This window comes from Salipiger pallidus (assembly GCF_014643635.1).
In the GTDB taxonomy this organism is placed as follows: Bacteria; Pseudomonadota; Alphaproteobacteria; order Rhodobacterales; family Rhodobacteraceae; genus Salipiger; species Salipiger pallidus.
Window position 1 is genome coordinate 215,445 of sequence record NZ_BMJV01000006.1, and the last position, 15,170, is coordinate 230,614.

General features: G+C 64.5%; 15 protein-coding genes. 9 read left to right on the forward strand and 6 right to left on the reverse strand.

The genetic code is table 11. The features are described 5' to 3' along the window. The first annotated feature begins 9 nt into the window (after positions 1 to 9). From flgG to IEX41_RS15220, 5 genes are all read left to right on the forward strand, one after another. Positions 10 to 795, forward strand: coding sequence for a flagellar basal-body rod protein FlgG (flgG, locus tag IEX41_RS15200; RefSeq protein ID WP_188791105.1), 786 nt, complete (start codon positions 10 to 12; stop codon positions 793 to 795). After that, positions 795 to 1,211 (forward strand): flagellar basal body P-ring formation chaperone FlgA, encoded by a 417-nt coding sequence (flgA, locus tag IEX41_RS15205; protein ID WP_188791106.1) that lies wholly within the window; start codon positions 795 to 797, stop codon positions 1,209 to 1,211. Before flgG ends, flgA begins: the two co-directional genes overlap by 1 nt. Before the next feature lie 9 nt (positions 1,212 to 1,220). Next, on the forward strand, positions 1,221 to 1,949 hold the full coding sequence (flgH, locus tag IEX41_RS15210) for a flagellar basal body L-ring protein FlgH (protein WP_188791107.1): 729 nt from the start codon (positions 1,221 to 1,223) through the stop codon (positions 1,947 to 1,949). Positions 1,950 to 1,959: 10 nt separating this feature from the next. Beyond that, positions 1,960 to 2,484, forward strand: coding sequence for a flagellar basal body-associated FliL family protein (locus IEX41_RS15215; protein WP_188791108.1), 525 nt, complete (start codon positions 1,960 to 1,962; stop codon positions 2,482 to 2,484). An 894-nt stretch (positions 2,485 to 3,378) separates the two neighbouring features. After that, on the forward strand, positions 3,379 to 5,388 hold the full coding sequence (locus tag IEX41_RS15220) for a TonB-dependent receptor domain-containing protein (protein WP_188791109.1): 2,010 nt from the start codon (positions 3,379 to 3,381) through the stop codon (positions 5,386 to 5,388). Between the two features lie 153 nt (positions 5,389 to 5,541). Here the strand turns inward: IEX41_RS15220 and IEX41_RS15225 are convergent, their stop codons facing one another. Together IEX41_RS15225 and IEX41_RS15230 are read right to left on the reverse strand one after the other, a co-directional pair. Further along, positions 5,542 to 7,095, reverse strand: a complete 1,554-nt coding sequence (locus IEX41_RS15225) for an alanine/glycine:cation symporter family protein (RefSeq protein ID WP_188791110.1) — start codon at positions 7,093 to 7,095, stop codon at positions 5,542 to 5,544. A 19-nt stretch (positions 7,096 to 7,114) separates the two neighbouring features. Then, positions 7,115 to 7,552, reverse strand: a complete 438-nt coding sequence (locus IEX41_RS15230; RefSeq protein ID WP_188791111.1) for a universal stress protein — start codon at positions 7,550 to 7,552, stop codon at positions 7,115 to 7,117. Between the two features lie 278 nt (positions 7,553 to 7,830). On the opposite strand from IEX41_RS15230, the gene IEX41_RS15235 reads away from it, so the two are divergent. Continuing rightward, the gene (locus IEX41_RS15235; RefSeq protein ID WP_188791112.1) at positions 7,831 to 8,172 is read left to right on the forward strand and encodes a DUF2853 family protein; all 342 of its coding nucleotides are present in this window, start codon (positions 7,831 to 7,833) and stop codon (positions 8,170 to 8,172) included. A 395-nt stretch (positions 8,173 to 8,567) separates the two neighbouring features. Here IEX41_RS15235 and IEX41_RS15240 read toward each other — a convergent pair whose 3' ends face one another. The 4 genes from IEX41_RS15240 to tsaD are packed head-to-tail and all read right to left on the reverse strand — an operon-like array spanning position 8,568 to position 11,291. Beyond that, a complete protein-coding gene (locus IEX41_RS15240) occupies positions 8,568 to 8,984 on the reverse strand; it encodes an EVE domain-containing protein (RefSeq protein WP_188791113.1) in 417 nt (138 codons plus the stop codon). After that, positions 8,981 to 9,253, reverse strand: a complete 273-nt coding sequence (locus IEX41_RS15245) for a YciI family protein (protein WP_188791282.1) — start codon at positions 9,251 to 9,253, stop codon at positions 8,981 to 8,983. Before IEX41_RS15245 ends, IEX41_RS15240 begins: the two co-directional genes overlap by 4 nt. Before the next feature lie 2 nt (positions 9,254 to 9,255). Continuing rightward, positions 9,256 to 10,215, reverse strand: coding sequence for an NAD(P)H-dependent glycerol-3-phosphate dehydrogenase (locus IEX41_RS15250; RefSeq protein ID WP_188791114.1), 960 nt, complete (start codon positions 10,213 to 10,215; stop codon positions 9,256 to 9,258). Next, complete coding sequence (gene tsaD, locus IEX41_RS15255) at positions 10,212 to 11,291, reverse strand: tRNA (adenosine(37)-N6)-threonylcarbamoyltransferase complex transferase subunit TsaD (protein WP_188791115.1); 1,080 nt, start codon at positions 11,289 to 11,291, stop codon at positions 10,212 to 10,214. The genes IEX41_RS15250 and tsaD overlap by 4 nt, the downstream gene beginning before the upstream one ends. A gap of 73 nt (positions 11,292 to 11,364) precedes the next feature. On the opposite strand from tsaD, the gene IEX41_RS15260 reads away from it, so the two are divergent. The 3 genes from IEX41_RS15260 to IEX41_RS15270 are packed head-to-tail and all read left to right on the forward strand — an operon-like array spanning position 11,365 to position 15,154. Next, positions 11,365 to 12,108, forward strand: coding sequence for a uroporphyrinogen-III synthase (locus tag IEX41_RS15260; protein ID WP_188791116.1), 744 nt, complete (start codon positions 11,365 to 11,367; stop codon positions 12,106 to 12,108). A 45-nt stretch (positions 12,109 to 12,153) separates the two neighbouring features. Further along, positions 12,154 to 13,590: a COG4223 family protein gene (locus IEX41_RS15265; protein WP_188791117.1), complete on the forward strand. Its 1,437-nt coding sequence runs from the start codon at positions 12,154 to 12,156 to the stop codon at positions 13,588 to 13,590. Between the two features lie 10 nt (positions 13,591 to 13,600). Next, on the forward strand, positions 13,601 to 15,154 hold the full coding sequence (locus IEX41_RS15270; RefSeq protein WP_188791118.1) for a heme biosynthesis protein HemY: 1,554 nt from the start codon (positions 13,601 to 13,603) through the stop codon (positions 15,152 to 15,154). Positions 15,155 to 15,170: the final 16 nt, after the last annotated feature.

Consider the following 15,170-nt stretch of genomic DNA (forward strand, 5'->3'; position numbering starts at 1 on the left):
GAGCAGGCCATGCGCGCCCTCAAGATTGCCGCGACCGGAATGAGCGCCCAGCAGATGCGGGTCGAGGTCATTTCCCAGAACCTCTCGAATATGAGCACGACGGGCTACAATGCGCGCCGGGCCGAGTTTGCCGACCTTCACTATCAACAGGTGGCGCGCGCCGGGGCGATCAACGCCTCCGACGGCACCATGTTGCCCACCGGCGTCCAACTGGGGATGGGCGTGCGACCGTCAGCGGTCACGATGAAGCTGGCACAGGGGGCGTTGTCCGCGACAGGCGGTGATCTCGATATCGCAATCGAAGGGAAGGGATACCTCGAGGTCACGCTGCCGAACGGGCAGGCCGCCTATACCCGCGACGGGGCGTTGAAGCGTGACGGAGAGGGGCTCATCGTGACGAACGACGGTCTGGCCGTGTCTCCAGACATCACCATTCCCGATGATGCCATCAGCATTTCCATCAACCGCTCCGGGGAGGTCTATGCCTACTTTGATGACGCGGTCGGGGCGCAGCTGCTGGGGCAGCTGACCATGACTGGGTTCACGAACCCCAAGGGACTTGAGGCGATAGGCTCGAACTTGTTCACCGAAACCGAAGCTTCCGGCCCCGCGGTCCAGAGTACTGCCGGGCAGGATGGGCTGGGGACCCTGCGGCAGGGCTACCTCGAGGATAGCTCTGTCGATGCGGTCTACGAGATCACCGAACTGATCGAGGCGCAGCGGGGATACGAGCTTAACTCAAAGGTGATTTCCGCCGCGGATCAGATGCTTGGCGCGACCGTACAGGTGCGCTGATGCGAAAGTTCCCTCTTGTGATGCTTGCCTTGCTGTCTCAGCCGGCCTTCGCGGAAACCGTGGTTGCGACGCGCACCATCCGGGCTCTCGAGGTCATAGAACCCAACGCCATCCGCCTCGATCCGGCCCGTCTCGAGGGCGCTCACAGCGCGCTCGAGGAGGTGGTCGGCATGGAAGCACGGATCGCGATCTACCCCGGCCGGGCCATCATGAAGACCGCCATCGGAGTGCCCGCCCTGATCGACCGCAACCAGGTGGTCGAGCTGATCTTCGAACGCGCCGGGCTTCGGATCGTGACCGAGGGGCGCTCCCTTGATCGCGGAGGTGCCGGTGACCGTATCCGCGTCATGAACCTGTCCTCCCGAGCCACCCTTTTCGGCAAGATCACTGAAACCGGCACCATCATCGTCAATTGAAAGCTGCCCATGCGTCTGCGTCCTGCCCTTATCCTCATGCTTCTGCCAGCCATGGCCTGTTCCAGGCTCGACCACGTTGGCAAAGCGCCAAGTTTCACACCACAGACCCAAAGCGCTGAACGGGTCGCCATGGCCTATTCCGATGTCCCCACAATCGCGAGGCCAAGGCGCACAACGGATCAGGCATCGCTCTGGAGCCATCAGAAAAGTTCTCTGCTGGGGGACAGGCGGGCGATGCAGCAGGGGGATATCCTGACCGTCGTGATCGAGATCGACGATTCCGCGAATATCTCGAACACGACATCCCGGTCCCGGTCGGGATCCGAAAGCATGGGGATTCCGTCCCTTCTCGGGATCCCGCAGCGGATCGACCCTGAGCTTCCAGTGGGGGCAACGCTTGCCGATGCCGTGGATCTGAACAGCCAGGCGACCTCTTCGGGCAATGGGCAGGTCGCTCGAAGCGAACAGCTTACGCTGCGCATCGCCGCAACGGTGACGAATGTCATGCCGAACGGTGTGCTGGCCATTCAGGGGGCTCAGGAGGTCCGGGTCAATTTCGAGATGCGCGAGCTGCTGGTTTCCGGTTTCGTGCGACCCGAAGATATCAGCCGACAGAACGAAATTGGCTACGACAAGATCGCCTCGGCCAAGATCTCCTATGGTGGGCGAGGCCAGATCACAGATGTTCAGCAACCCCGGATCGGGCAACAGGTGCTCGACGTGATCCTGCCCTTCTGAAGAGGTTCCGATGAAGAAGCTTCTGCCAATCCTTCTTGCCCTGCTTGGCACCGGCGCTGGTGTTGGCGCCGGGATTTTACTCGCTCCTGCGCATGAAGCCTCTTCCGCAACGGAGCAGCACACCGCCGACGAGGGGGAAGGCAGCCACGCAGGGAACGGCGATGGGACCGATCATGCGGCAGCCGACGAGCACTCAGAAGGCGATGCCGGTCAGAACCAGTATGTGAAGCTGAACAACCAGTTCGTCGTACCGGTTATGGCGGGGGACGAGGTCAAGTCACTGGTGGTCCTGTCCCTGAGCCTTGAGGTCAGGCTGGGCGGTCAGGAACTGGTCTATTCCCTGGAGCCCAAGCTTCGGGACGTCTTTCTGCGGACGCTTTTTGATCATGCGAACCTCGGAGGGTTCGAGGGCAACTTCACCGAAATCCACAGGCTCGATCTGCTGCGGCGTGCCCTCTACGAGTCTGCCCGCAATGTCATGGGCCCCACCGTGTTGGATGTTCTGATCACCGAGATTGCGCGTCAGGATCAGTGACAGGCGGGCTGCGGACCCGGACGGCCCGCGGGAAGGCAGGGAGCGCCCTTCGGGCCGTGAAAGCGAAGAGCGGGTAATCCGGGAAGTTATGCGGCCTTTAGAGCAGTCTGCCGCAGCCCGATTGCATCGCCACCGACCTGCTTGAGGCCCTCCACGTTCATCCCTCAAAGCGGTTCAGACCGTATGCTGCATATGACAATGTTCGGAAACAGGGGCATGGCCTTGTCTGCCGTGTTGCATGATGTTGGGCATCTGGGCATCTGGGCATCTGGGCATCTGGGCATCTGGGCATCTGGGCATCTGGGCATCTGGGCATCCCGATCCCCTTCAGACTTTACAGGAACGTTGCAGTCGACAAGCTGGTCCACCCGGGGCCGCAGGTTGATTTGGCCCGCGCTCAGGTCGCGTATCTTGGGAGACCTGAGCAGCTCGACCCGGCTTTCCTTGGAACCCTCGCTCGCTTCAGCGCCACAAAATCCTTCCGGCGGCGCGTGGTCCGTGCGGCCGTTTTCCGCCGGGTCTTGGCGGAAAAGGCTTCCGATCCTTGCTGCTCTAAAGAGGTCAGTCGGCATGAAATGCGGGACCCTTCCAGTCGCTTGAGTGTTCGACGCTCGTCATTACCAGTGTCTTCGAGGACGTGATCAATCAATACCTGACTGAAACACTTGACAAATCGTGGTGCGCCCCCGATACCGGCCACATAGGCGCCAGCCGACCCCAGATCCTGCCCCGTGTGCCAACGCGATGCCCCACGATCCGGTCCGCAAGCGAAATCCCCAATACCCGAGGATGCTCCGTGCCGCTGGCGGTCGTCCTTCGTGATTTCGCCGCGGCTTGGAAACGAGGCACGGGCTGCAAGCGCGGCCCCTTGCCCATGGGACAAGGACATCTTTCATGACACTCGCAGGGACGCTGAGGGGCGCGACCGCGCTCGCGCTGGTTCTGGGTGGGGCACAGTCTGCCGGAGCGCAAGAAACCGCCGGGACGCAGGATGCGGACAGCACCTACCTCGGGCGGATCGTCATCGGCTACACCGAGGACGGCACCCCGCTTTATGCCGGTGAGAACACCACCCGGCTCGAGGGTACGGCCATAACCGCACAGGGTGGCACCGCAACGGTGGACGATGTGCTGCGGCAGGTGCCGGGGGTGTCGACCCGGCTCAACCCCGGGCAGCCGGGGGTCGCGGTGTCGATCCGCGGCCTGCAGGGGCAGGGCCGCGTCGCCATGGCGGTCGAGGGCGTGCCGCAGACCTTCCGCTTTAACGGCCATGCCTCTGAAGGGTATGCCAATTTCGAACCGCTGTTCCTACAGGGCATCGACATCACCCGTGGCGCGGTGGTCACCGCCGGGGGCAGTGGGCTTGCCGGTGCTGCCAACTTCCGCCTGATCGACGCCGAGGACGTTGTGCAGGGCAACGGCGCCGGTGGCGTTGCCAAACTGACCTACGGCGACAATGGTGACAGCTTTGGGCGGATGGCTGCGGCGGGGTACGTGGACGAGCGGTTCTCGATGCTCGCGGCCTATGCGCGCACCACCGCGGATGCCTACGAGGACGGCGCGGGCGATGAGGTGGCCAACACCGACCGTGACACCGAAAGCTACATGCTGCGCGGCAGTTACGAGCTGACAGACACACAGAGCCTCGAGCTTCTGGCGACCCGGCAGAATGCCGATTACGCCTCGAACTCCTATTTCCAGGAGATGACCACCGATCTGTTCAAGCTGGGCTACCGGCTGGATTACAGCCCGGCGATCAATCTTCGCGCCAATGTTTACCGTTCGGTCACCGACAACGAGTACACCGGATCCATCACCGGCACCGGCAGCTATGTCGGCCGGTCCATGGAAACGATCACCACCGGGCTCGACGTCACCAACGTGAGCGAGCTGAGCCTTGGCAACTGGATGCTGACCTCGACCAACGGGTTCGAGTATTACGAGGATGCGCTGGGCGGGGCCGATGGCGGCGCCAATCCGACCTATGGCGAAAGCAGCAAGCTGGGCGTGTTCACCGAGAACGTCTTCAGCAACGGCCCATGGGAAATCACTGCCGCCCTGCGCTACAGTGAATACAGCCTGCACGGCGAGCTGAACAATGCACTGGAAAGCGGGTCGGTGGACATCGACGGATCGTCCGTCGATCCCAAGCTGACCATCGCCTACCAGGCGAACGACTGGCTGCAGCCCTATGTTAGCGTCTCGCGCACCACCCGCGCGCCGTCTCTGCAGGAGACCCTTCAGGAAAGCTTCCACGGGTACGGGTTCTTCAACCTCTACCTCGGGCCGAACCCGGATCTCGAGACCGAGACCTCGGAAGGCGGAGAGATCGGGGTGAACATCGCTCATGACGGCCTGTTCTCCGCGGGTGACCGGTTCACCGCACGGGCGGCGCTGTTCAAGATGAACATCGACAACTACATCGCCTATGTTCAGGAAGACGGATATTATCCTTCGGTGGGTCCGGTCACGCTGTCTTACTACGACAACATCCCCGGCACCACGGTCACCAAGGGCTTTGAGCTCGAGGCCGCTTACGAGGCGGACCTGTGGTCCGGCGCACTGTCCTACACCAACTCGGACTCGACGCCGCCGTCGGGCTCCGAAGGCTACGAGTTGCAGCCGCCGGACACATTCTCGCTGACGCTCGCACGACACTGGCTGGACGGAGACCTGACCACCGGGGCGACCTACAGCCACACCTCGTCCGGCGTGTCCATCGACAGTGAAACAGGCAGTGACGACTATGGCCTGTGGGACGTGTTCGCCAGCTACAAGGCAGGCGACAACCTCTTCATGACCGCCAAGGTCGCCAACGTCGGGGACGAGGATTACACGCCCTGGGCCTCGACCAGCAAGGGACCGGGACGCAGCTACCACCTTGGCCTTCAGGTCAACTTCTGAACGGGCAGGCGGTGGGAACCGGAAGGCACGCCGGACCCTCGCCGTATAACGCGCGGCCAGCCTATCCCTCGGGTCAAAGCGCCGCGCATGACAGGGGCACGGAAAAGGGGCACCCCACGGGGTGCCCCTTTGGTCGTTCTGGCGGGCAGCGGATCAGACGAAGCGCTTGATCTCACCGGTTTTCAGGCGCCGCGAATAGCTGATCATCTCGCCCTTCACGATGGGCATCAGGAAGTAGAGCCCGACGATGTTGAACAGGGCCATGGAGAAGATCGCAGCATCCGAGAAGTCAATCACTGGGCCAAGGTTCATTGCCGCGCCGATGACGACGAAGATGCAGAACAGGATCTTGAATGACAGCTCCTGCACCTTGCCTTCGCCGAACATGTAGGTCCACGCCTTGAGGCCGTAGTAGCTCCAGCTGAGCATGGTGGAGAAGGCGAACAGGATCACGGCCAGCACCAGTACATAGGGGAAGAACCCGAAGGCCGAGCCGAACGCCGCTGATGTCAGTTCGACCCCCGACACGCCGCCTTCGGTGACGATCTGGCCCGAGTCCGCATCCCACAGGTAGAGGCCCGTCTCTGGATCAATCTGAAGCACGCCGGTGATGACGATCACGAGGGCGGTCATGGTGCAGATCACCACCGTGTCGATCAGCGGCTCGAGCAGGGACACGAAGCCTTCGGTGATCGGCTCCTTGGTGCGCACCGCCGAGTGGGCGATGGCGGCAGAGCCCACGCCCGCCTCGTTCGAGAAGGCAGCGCGGCGGAAGCCCTGGATCAGTGCGCCGACCATGCCGCCGGCGACGCCCGCGCCGGTGAAGGCGCCTGCAAAGATCTGACCGAAGGCCCAGCCGATCTGGTCGGCGTTCATCAGGATGATGATGATGGCGGTGCCCACGTAGAGGATGCCCATGAAGGGCACGATCTTTTCGGTGACCTGCGCGATGGATTTGAGGCCGCCAACGATCACTGCAAAGACGATGGCGGCAAAGATGATGCCGGTGATCCAGCCGGGGTAGTCACCGGCGATGCTGGCAATCTGCGCATGGGCCTGGTTGGCCTGGAACATGTTGCCGGCCCCCAGTGCGGCCAGCACGCAGAAGATCGAGAAGAACACTGCCAGCACCTTGCCAAGCCCGCCGAAGCCACGTTGGGCCATGCCCTTGGAGAGGTAGTACATCGGCCCGCCGGAGACGCTTCCGTCAGAGTATTCATTGCGGAATTTCACCCCGAGGGTGCATTCGGTGAACTTCGTGGCCATGCCCAGAAGGCCTGCGAGAATCATCCAGAACGTGGCGCCCGGCCCGCCAATGGACACGGCAACCGCGACGCCCGCGATGTTGCCAAGGCCCACGGTGCCAGACAGCGCCGTTGCCAGCGCCTGGAAGTGGCTGACCTCGCCCGCGTCGTTGGGGTCGGAATACTTGCCCGACACCAGCGCAATGGCATGTCCGAAGAAGCGGAACTGTACCACCGAGAAGTAGATGGTGAAGATCGTCGCCGCGATCACCAGCCATAGAACGATCCATGGAAAGTTGGTGCCCGGCAGTGACGAGAAGATGAAGCTCACGAAGGGGCCGGTCGCGGTTCCGAAGGCGGTATTGATGGCCTCGTCAACGCCCTGCGCCGCGGCGCGGCCCGTGTCGAGCATCAGCGCCAGAAGGGCCACAAGAGCCAGGGTGAGTGTCTTTGGATGGAACATGTATGTCTCTCTCCTTGGCTCAGGGAACGATGACGGTGGGAATGGGCGACAGTTGAGCAAGGCCCAGCGGCACCGACCCGAAGATTCGTGTCGCCATGGATTGCTGCCCTGATCGGCCGACAAAGATCAGTGTGGCTCCGGCCAATTTGGCTTCTTCGAGGACCAGCTCGATCACCTGCCCATAGCGGATGACGGCGGTGGCGCTGACCCCTGCCGTGTCGCAGGCTGCGAGCGCCGGGGCCATGACCACTTCGTCCGCCCGCGCGAGTTCCCTTTTCCGGCGTGAATGCCGCTCTTCGACTTCCTGAGGGGTCAGGAAGGAATAGGGCGACCATTCAAGCACATGCACCAGCACCAGTGACGCGCCTTCGGCCTTCGCCCGCGTGATGGCATAGTTTAGGACGCCGCTGTCGCTTGGCTCTCCTTCATAGGCCACGATGAAAACGTTTGAAGTCATTCGGACTATCCCCTTACCTTGCTCATCTCTTTTTTGGATGAAAGGCCGCGATCACCGCCGCGTACCGGCCAATGGTGAGCGCTCTGTCGGGGGGCTGTCACGAAAAATATGCAAATTGCCCGGAATTATTCCCGCGCTGGACGAGGTTTTGCCGCGATCCGCAGGCGCCGGGCGCATTTGTCCCTTTTGCTCTGCAGGAGCTGCGCTAAGCTTCCGGTCATCGCGGGGGGCAACCCTCGGGCGATCATGCAGTGCAGATTGGATACCGGAGAGACGCCATGGGCAAGAGAGACGAGCTGATCGAGAAATATGCCGAGGACCTGAAGTCCAAGTGCGGCATGGAGCCGGACATGGACCTGCTGACCAAGGTGACCATCGGCTGCGGCCCGGCGATCTACAACGCCGACAGCTCGACGGTGGCGTCGTCCCAGCCGGGTGAGCTCGAGACGGTGAAAGAGAAGTTCCTCGTCAAGAAGCTGGGCCTTGCAGATGGTCCCGAACTGATGGACGCGATCCACGCGGTTATCGAGACCTACGGTCAGTCCGAGCGCAACAAGTATCGCGCCGTGGTCTACTACATGCTGACCAAGCATTTCGGCAAGGAAGCGGTCTACGGCTGACCGGTCTTCGGAGCGCCCGGTTTCCTAACCGGGCGTTTCTTTTGTAAAGCGGGTTTTAGGCATTCGGCTTTTGCATCGAATGCGCGCCTCTTATATAACGTTTTTGGGGCCAGAACGGCCGAAACCGGATCTTTCCAAGCGTGGTGTGGGACCACTCATGGGGTGAGAACGGGGTTCGGCTGATGGCCGGACCCCGTGCCGCTGTTCCTGGAACGGCTGCTGCCGGATTGGTCATGGTAAACCAGCTTCGCTCAGTTGCTCTTGCTCAACCTTACTGTGGTCCGTCGGTCGTGTTCAGGCAGCAGTGTTGAGGCAACCTTTCCCAGCAGGCTGGGCAGCCAATCACACGCACTGCTGGCTTTGGCCAGCCGCGCCACGCCCCGGATGGCTTGAAGTCAGTCGAGGCCTGCCAATCCGCAAACGATGGCCCATTCCTCTTCGGTGACAGGCTGCACCGACAGGCGCGCGCGGTTGACCAGCACCATGTTGGCCAGGCGCGGGTCGGCCTTGATCTCGTCGAGGGTCACCGCGCGGGGCAGGGGGCGGATGGCCTTTATGTCCACGCAGTCCCACCGGGGATCATCGGCCTTGCTGTCGGGGTGGGACTGGGCGATCACCTCGACGATGCCGACGACCGCCTTCTCCTTCTGCGAATGGTAGAAGAAGCCGCGGTCGCCCACTTTCATCTCGCGCATGATGTTGCGCGCGTGATAGTTGCGCACGCCGTCCCATTCTTCGCCCTCATCGCCCTTGGCGACCTGGTCCTCCCAGGACCAGGTCGAGGGTTCGGACTTGAACAGCCAGTGGTTCATCCGATGACCTTCTTCCACGCGGTCAGCTCGACGCTCTCGAAGAGGTCCGCCTTGGCGTAGGGGTCGTTCGCCGCCCAGTCCTGCGCCGCGGTCATGTCTGCCACGTCGAGGATCACGAGGCTGCCGCACATGTCGCCGGCCTCGTCCAGAAGCGGGCCGGCCTGCGTGACGACGCCGGTCGCCTCGATATAGGCGAGGTGCGCGTCACGGTTGTCCTTGCGGGTCTGGAGCGCGCCTTTGCGGTCCTTGGCGATCAGGGCGATGAGCATGGTCATTCTTCCTTTAGCGGTCGGTTGAGAAGATAGGTTATGGCCTCGGCGACGCTGGTGTCCCCGGTCGACACTTCGTTCACCATGGCGCAGATCGGCAGGTCGACGCCAAGCTTCGCTCCCAGGCGAGTCACTGCCTCGGCGGTCTTCACGCCCTCGACAGTCAGCGCGTTGTCAAACGGCTCGCCGCGTCCCAGCGCAAGGCCGAAGCGGTAGTTGCGCGACAGCTCGGACGAACAGGTCAGCGCCAGATCCCCAAGCCCCGAAAGCCCGCCCAGCGTCTGCTGCTGCGCGCCAAGCCGCACCGCAAGGCGCGTCATCTCGGCAAAGCCGCGGGTCATGAGGGCGGCGCGGGCGCTGTCGCCTAGCCCTTCGCCGATGCACGCCCCGCAGGCGATGGCGATGACGTTCTTGAGCGCGCCGCCAAGTTCCGCCCCGGTGGTGTCGGTGGTGCGGTAGAGGCGCAGGGTGGTGCCGGACAGCTCGGCCTGGATCTCGGCCCCGGTGGCATCATCGCCGCAGGCCAGCGTCAGCGCCGTGGGCAGACCGCGCGCGATGTCGTCGGCAAAGCTGGGGCCGGTGAGCACGGCGGGGGTTGCCTCGGGCTTGGCGCTCGCGATGACGGCGGTGGGGCCGGTAAGCGTGGCAAGGTCGATGCCCTTACAGCAGGCCACGAGGCGTTTGCCGGCCAGTGGGGCGTCGATCTGAGCCAGCATCCCCGACAGCGCCTGCATCGGCACCGCCAGCAGAAGCGTCTGCGCCTGCGTGACCTCGGCAAGGTCTGTGGTGGCGGTCAGCCCCTCTGGCAGGCGAACGCCGGGCAGGCGCGGTGCCTCCTTGCGGGTGTTTATCGCCTCGACCGTGGCGGGATCGCGGGCCCATATGCGCACCGGGGTGCCCTTGCGCGCCAGCGTGATGGCCAGCGCCGTGCCGAAGGCCCCCGCGCCGATGACGCCGATCATGCCTTGGCCCCCTTCTTGCCCGATCCCAGAAGCGGCGCAGCAGAGCGGTCCAGCGGCCAGCGCGGACGGGCTGAAAGCGACATGTCCGACAGCTCACCGGCTTTCAGCAGCTCGCCCCCGGCATAGGCGATCATCGCGGCATTGTCGGTGCAAAGCCGCAAGGGCGGTGCGGTGAAGCGCACGTCATGGGCGGCGCAAAGCGTGGTCAGCGCCTCGCGGATGGCGCCGTTGGCGGCAACGCCCCCGGCGATAGCAAAGGCGGGCATATCGGGTGCTTCGGCAAGATAGAGCGCCAGCGCCCGGCGCGTCTTTTCCGCAAGCACATCGCGGATCGCGGCCTGGAACCCGGCGCATAGGTCGTTCCGGTCCTGCTCATAAAGCCCGCCTTGCGCGGCGACGATCTGATCGCGCATGCGCAGCAGCGCGGTCTTGAGGCCGGAAAAGCTCAGGTCGCAGCCTTCGCGGTCCAGCAGTGGCCGGGGGAAGCGAAAGCGTGTTTCGTCCCCCATCCGCGCCGCCTGCTCCACCGAGGGGCCGCCGGGCTGGGGCAGGCCCAGCAGGCGGGCGGTCTTGTCGAACGCTTCTCCGGGGGCATCGTCGATGGTGCCGCCAAGGCGGGTGAAATCCTGCGCGCCGCGCACGATCAGGAACTGGCAATGCCCGCCGGACACCAGCAGCATCAGGTACGGATAGCTCAGGGCGTCGGTGAGGCGCGGCGTCAGTGCATGGCCTGCAAGGTGGTTCACCCCGATCATCGGCTTGCCGAGGCCGGCGGCGAGCCCCTTGGCCATCATCACCCCCGAAAGCACTCCGCCGATAAGGCCAGGCCCGGCGGTGACCGCGATTGCGTCGATTTGCGGCAGGGCGATGCCAGCCTGCTCGATGGCCTGCTCGATGGCAAGATCCAGCTTTTCCGCATGCGCGCGCGCGGCGATCTCGGGGACCACCCCGCCGAAGGCTGCGTGCAGCTCCGCTTGCCCCATGACCACCGATGACAGCACCTCCTGCCCGCGCAGGACCGCGGCGGCGGTGTCGTCGCAGGAGCTTTCCAGCCCGAGGATCAAGGGATCGGCCATCTGGGGTGTCCGTTGCAATGGGTCTGGCAAGGAGCTAACACCTGCCAAGCCGCCTCACAATGCCGGAGCGTCCATGGCCCAGCCCCCCGTCCTGCTGCTGACCCGCCCGCCGGGTGCATCGCGTCGGATGCTCGAGGAGCTGGAGGCCGATGGGGTTTCCGGTTTCACCGCCATCGAAAGCCCCCTGCTGGGGATCGAGCACACCGGGCCTCTGCCAGATCTTGATGGCGTGGGCGGTGTCATCTTTACGTCCGCCAACGGTGTGCGGGCGTGGCTGTGCTTAGGCGGGCCGGTGCTGGGGCTGTGCTACACGGTGGGTGATGCCACGGCCGCCGCCGCCGCCGGGGCGGGGTTCGACCCTCGCAGTGCCGGGGGTGATGCGGACGCGCTTGTGTCGTTGATTGCCGCTGATGCGCCCGAGGTGCCTCTGGTCCATGCGCGCGGCACCCATGCACGCGGTCGGGTGGCGGAGCGCCTCTCGGCCCAGGGCATCGAAACGCGGGAAACAGTGATCTACGATCAGCCTGCACAGGAATTGAGCGCCTCCGCGATACAGGCCCTCGATGGTAGCGCGCCCGTGATCGTTCCGCTTTTCTCTCCCCGCAGTGCGGCCCAGTTTGCCAGCTGTGGACCGTTCCGCGCGCCGCTACAGGTTGCGGCGATGAGCGCAGAGGTGGTCGCGGCGCTTGGGGCGCTATATGTGTCAGGAATGGTTATTGCGGACCGTCCAAATGCAGCCGCCATGCGGCGCGCCGTGATAGGTCTGCTCGGGGACTCCGGGGCGCTTGTGCATCGTCACGGGTCTGTGAAAGGTTAGCATGGCACCGCAGACGTGCCGACTCAGGAATTGAAAGGGTGGAGCGTGGCCAAGAAGAAGACGCCGGTGGATGGAACCGAGGACAAGGCCGTGACCGACGCGGCGAAGACTCCCGAAGGCGGCGTGACGCCCGAGGTCAAAGGCGACGACACCCTGACAGGTGGGGCCGACACGGTATCGTCCTCTGCCGATGATGACGTGGCCGCTGGCGGTGCCTACACCGTGTCCGCTGCAAGCGACGACACGATCGCTGCATCCGGCGAGGACACTATCGACGACAGCGACACCCTGGGCGCCGAGGCCGATGACACCATCGCCGCCGCCACCGCCGAGCCCGATGGCGACGACCAGATCCACTCGGCCGGCGAAGCGTCGCTGATCTCGGAGGACACGGTCGGGTCGACATCCAGCGATATGCCCGGCTTTTCTTATGGAAAAGACACTGTCTCCTCGTCCACATCCAGTGCCACGGCCGCCACCCCCGTGGTCACCGAGAAGGCGGTCGAACGGCGCGGCGGCGTGCTGCCCATGGTCATCGGCGGCGTGATTGCCGCCGCCATCGGCTACGGCGCGGCCTCCTACCAGGCGGGCACATGGCCCTTTGGCTCGGACAACGGTATGCAGGCGGCGTTCGATGAGCAGACCGCCCGCATCGACGCGCTTGCCGAAGAGGTGCAGACCGCGACCGACACTGCCAATGGCATCGACCTCACGGACCTTGAAGGGACGGTCGAGGGACTGCAGGGCCAGTTCGACGCCGCCACCGGCACTTTCGACGAACTCTCCACCCGTCTCGACGCGCTGACACAGCGCATCGACGACATCGAACGCCGCCCGGTCGAGGAATCCGTGTCCCCCGAGGCCATGGCCGCCTACGAGAACGAGCTCAACATGCTGCGCGACGCCATTGCCGCGCAGCGGGCCGAGGTCGAGGAGATGACCCGGCAGGCGCTCGACGCCGAGGCCAATGCCGAAGGTCAGGCCGCGCTGGCCCGGTCCCGTGCGGCGCTCGCCGATGTGACCACCGCGCTTTCCGAGGGCACCCCCTACGCCGAGCCGCTGTCGGTCATGCAGGAAAACGGCACCACCGTGCCCGACGCCCTGTCCGGCCCCGCCGAAGAGGGCGTGCCGACGCTGGCTGCCCTGTCCGAGGATTACCCCGAGGCCGCGCGCGATGCGCTTTCGGCGGCCCGCAACGCCGAATCCGGAAACGAGAACACAGCCTCGCGCGTGGCGAACTTCTTCGAGAACCAGATCGGCCTGCGCTCGGTCACGCCGCGTGACGGAAACACCCCCGACGCGGTCCTGTCCCGTGCCGAGGCAGCGCTGAAGGGCGGTGATCTGCCCGGCGCGCTGTCGGAACTCGATACCCTCCCCGAGGTGGCGAAAGAGCCGCTCGCGGACTGGATGGCCCGGGCGCAGACCCGTGCCGATGCGGTCGCCGCGGCGGAGAGCGTCTCCCAGGAACTGAACAAGGAATAAGGGTCCCACAATGCTCTGGTCACTCCTGAAGATCATTCTATTCGTCGCAGTCGTGGCGGCCCTGACCCTTGGTGCCGGTTACATCATGGAAAGCCAGGGGGGCGTGCAGGTCACCGCTGGCGGCTACGAGATCAACCTTGGGCCGCTGCAGTCGGTGATTGCCGTCATCGCCCTCGTCGTGGCGCTTTATGTCATTTTCAAGCTGGTCGCCCTGCTGGTGGCCGTGCTGAAGTTCATCAACGGCGATGACACCGCGATTTCGCGCTATTTCGACCGCAACCGTGAACGCAAGGGCTATCAGGCGCTTGCCGAAGGTATGCTGGCCCTGTCCTCGGGCGAGGGCAAGCTGGCCATGGCCAAGGCGCAGAAGGCGGACCGCTACCTGCACCGTCCGACGCTCACCAACCTGTTGACTGCGCAGGCCGCCGAGATGAGCGGCGATACCCGCAAGGCCGAAGAAATCTACAAAACCCTGATCCAGCACGACGACACGCGGTTTGTCGGCATTCGCGGCATGATGAAGCTGAAGCTGGCCAAGGGCGACACAGACACCGCGCTGCAGCTGGCTGAACGGGCCTTCAAGCTCAAGCCGAAGCACCCCGAGATCCAGGACACACTGCTGCAGCTTCAGGCCGCCAAGCACGACTGGAAGGGGGCGCGGCAAACCCTCTCCGCCAAGCTCAAGGGCGGCGATATACCGCGCGACGTCTACAAGCGCCGCGATGCGGTTCTGGCGCTGTCCGAGGCCAAGGACATCTTTTCCGAGGACAAGCCGATCGAGGCCCGCGAGGCGGCGATTGCCTCTGCCAAGGGATCTCCCGACCTCATCCCCGGTGTCTGCATGGCGGCCCGCGCCTACATCGCGCGCGGCGAGCCCAAGAAGGCGGCGCGCCTGATCAAAAAGGCCTGGAGCGTAGAGCCCCATCCCGATCTTGCCGCCACCTTCGCCGAGATCGCTCCGAACGAGACCCCGGCAGAGCGCATGAAACGCTTCCGTGCCCTCACTGGCCTGCGCACCTCTCACCGCGAGACGCGCCTGCTTGGCGCAGAACTGGCGCTCGTGGCCGAGGACTTCCCCGAGGCGCGCCGTGCCATGGGCAACCTCGTGGACAGCGATCCCGACGCGCGCGTGCTGACCGTCATGGCGGCCATTGCCCGCGGCGAAGGCGCCCCCGAGCAGGAGGTCCGCGGCTGGCTGGCCAAGGCGCTGGTGGCACCGCGCGGTCCGCAGTGGGTCTGTGACGCCTGTGGCCATGCCCACGCGGAGTGGGAGCCCATCTGCGAGAACTGCGGCGGCTTCGACACCCTCAGCTGGACCACGCCGCCCCATTCCGACCGGCCTGCGCCGGGCTCGGATATGCTGCCGCTGATCGTCGGCGTTCTCGAGGAAGACAAGGGCGCAGCCCCTGCTGCGGACCCCGACACTGCCCCCGAGGTCCTGAGCCCGAACCCGCCGACCCCCGAAGGGAAAGCGGCGGCAGAGGCCACCCGGGCCGAGGTCGAGGATGCCGAGGAAGTCCCTGCGGACAATGCCGACGAGCCGAAGAAAGAAGCGGCAAAATAGCCCTTCCCTACGGGCG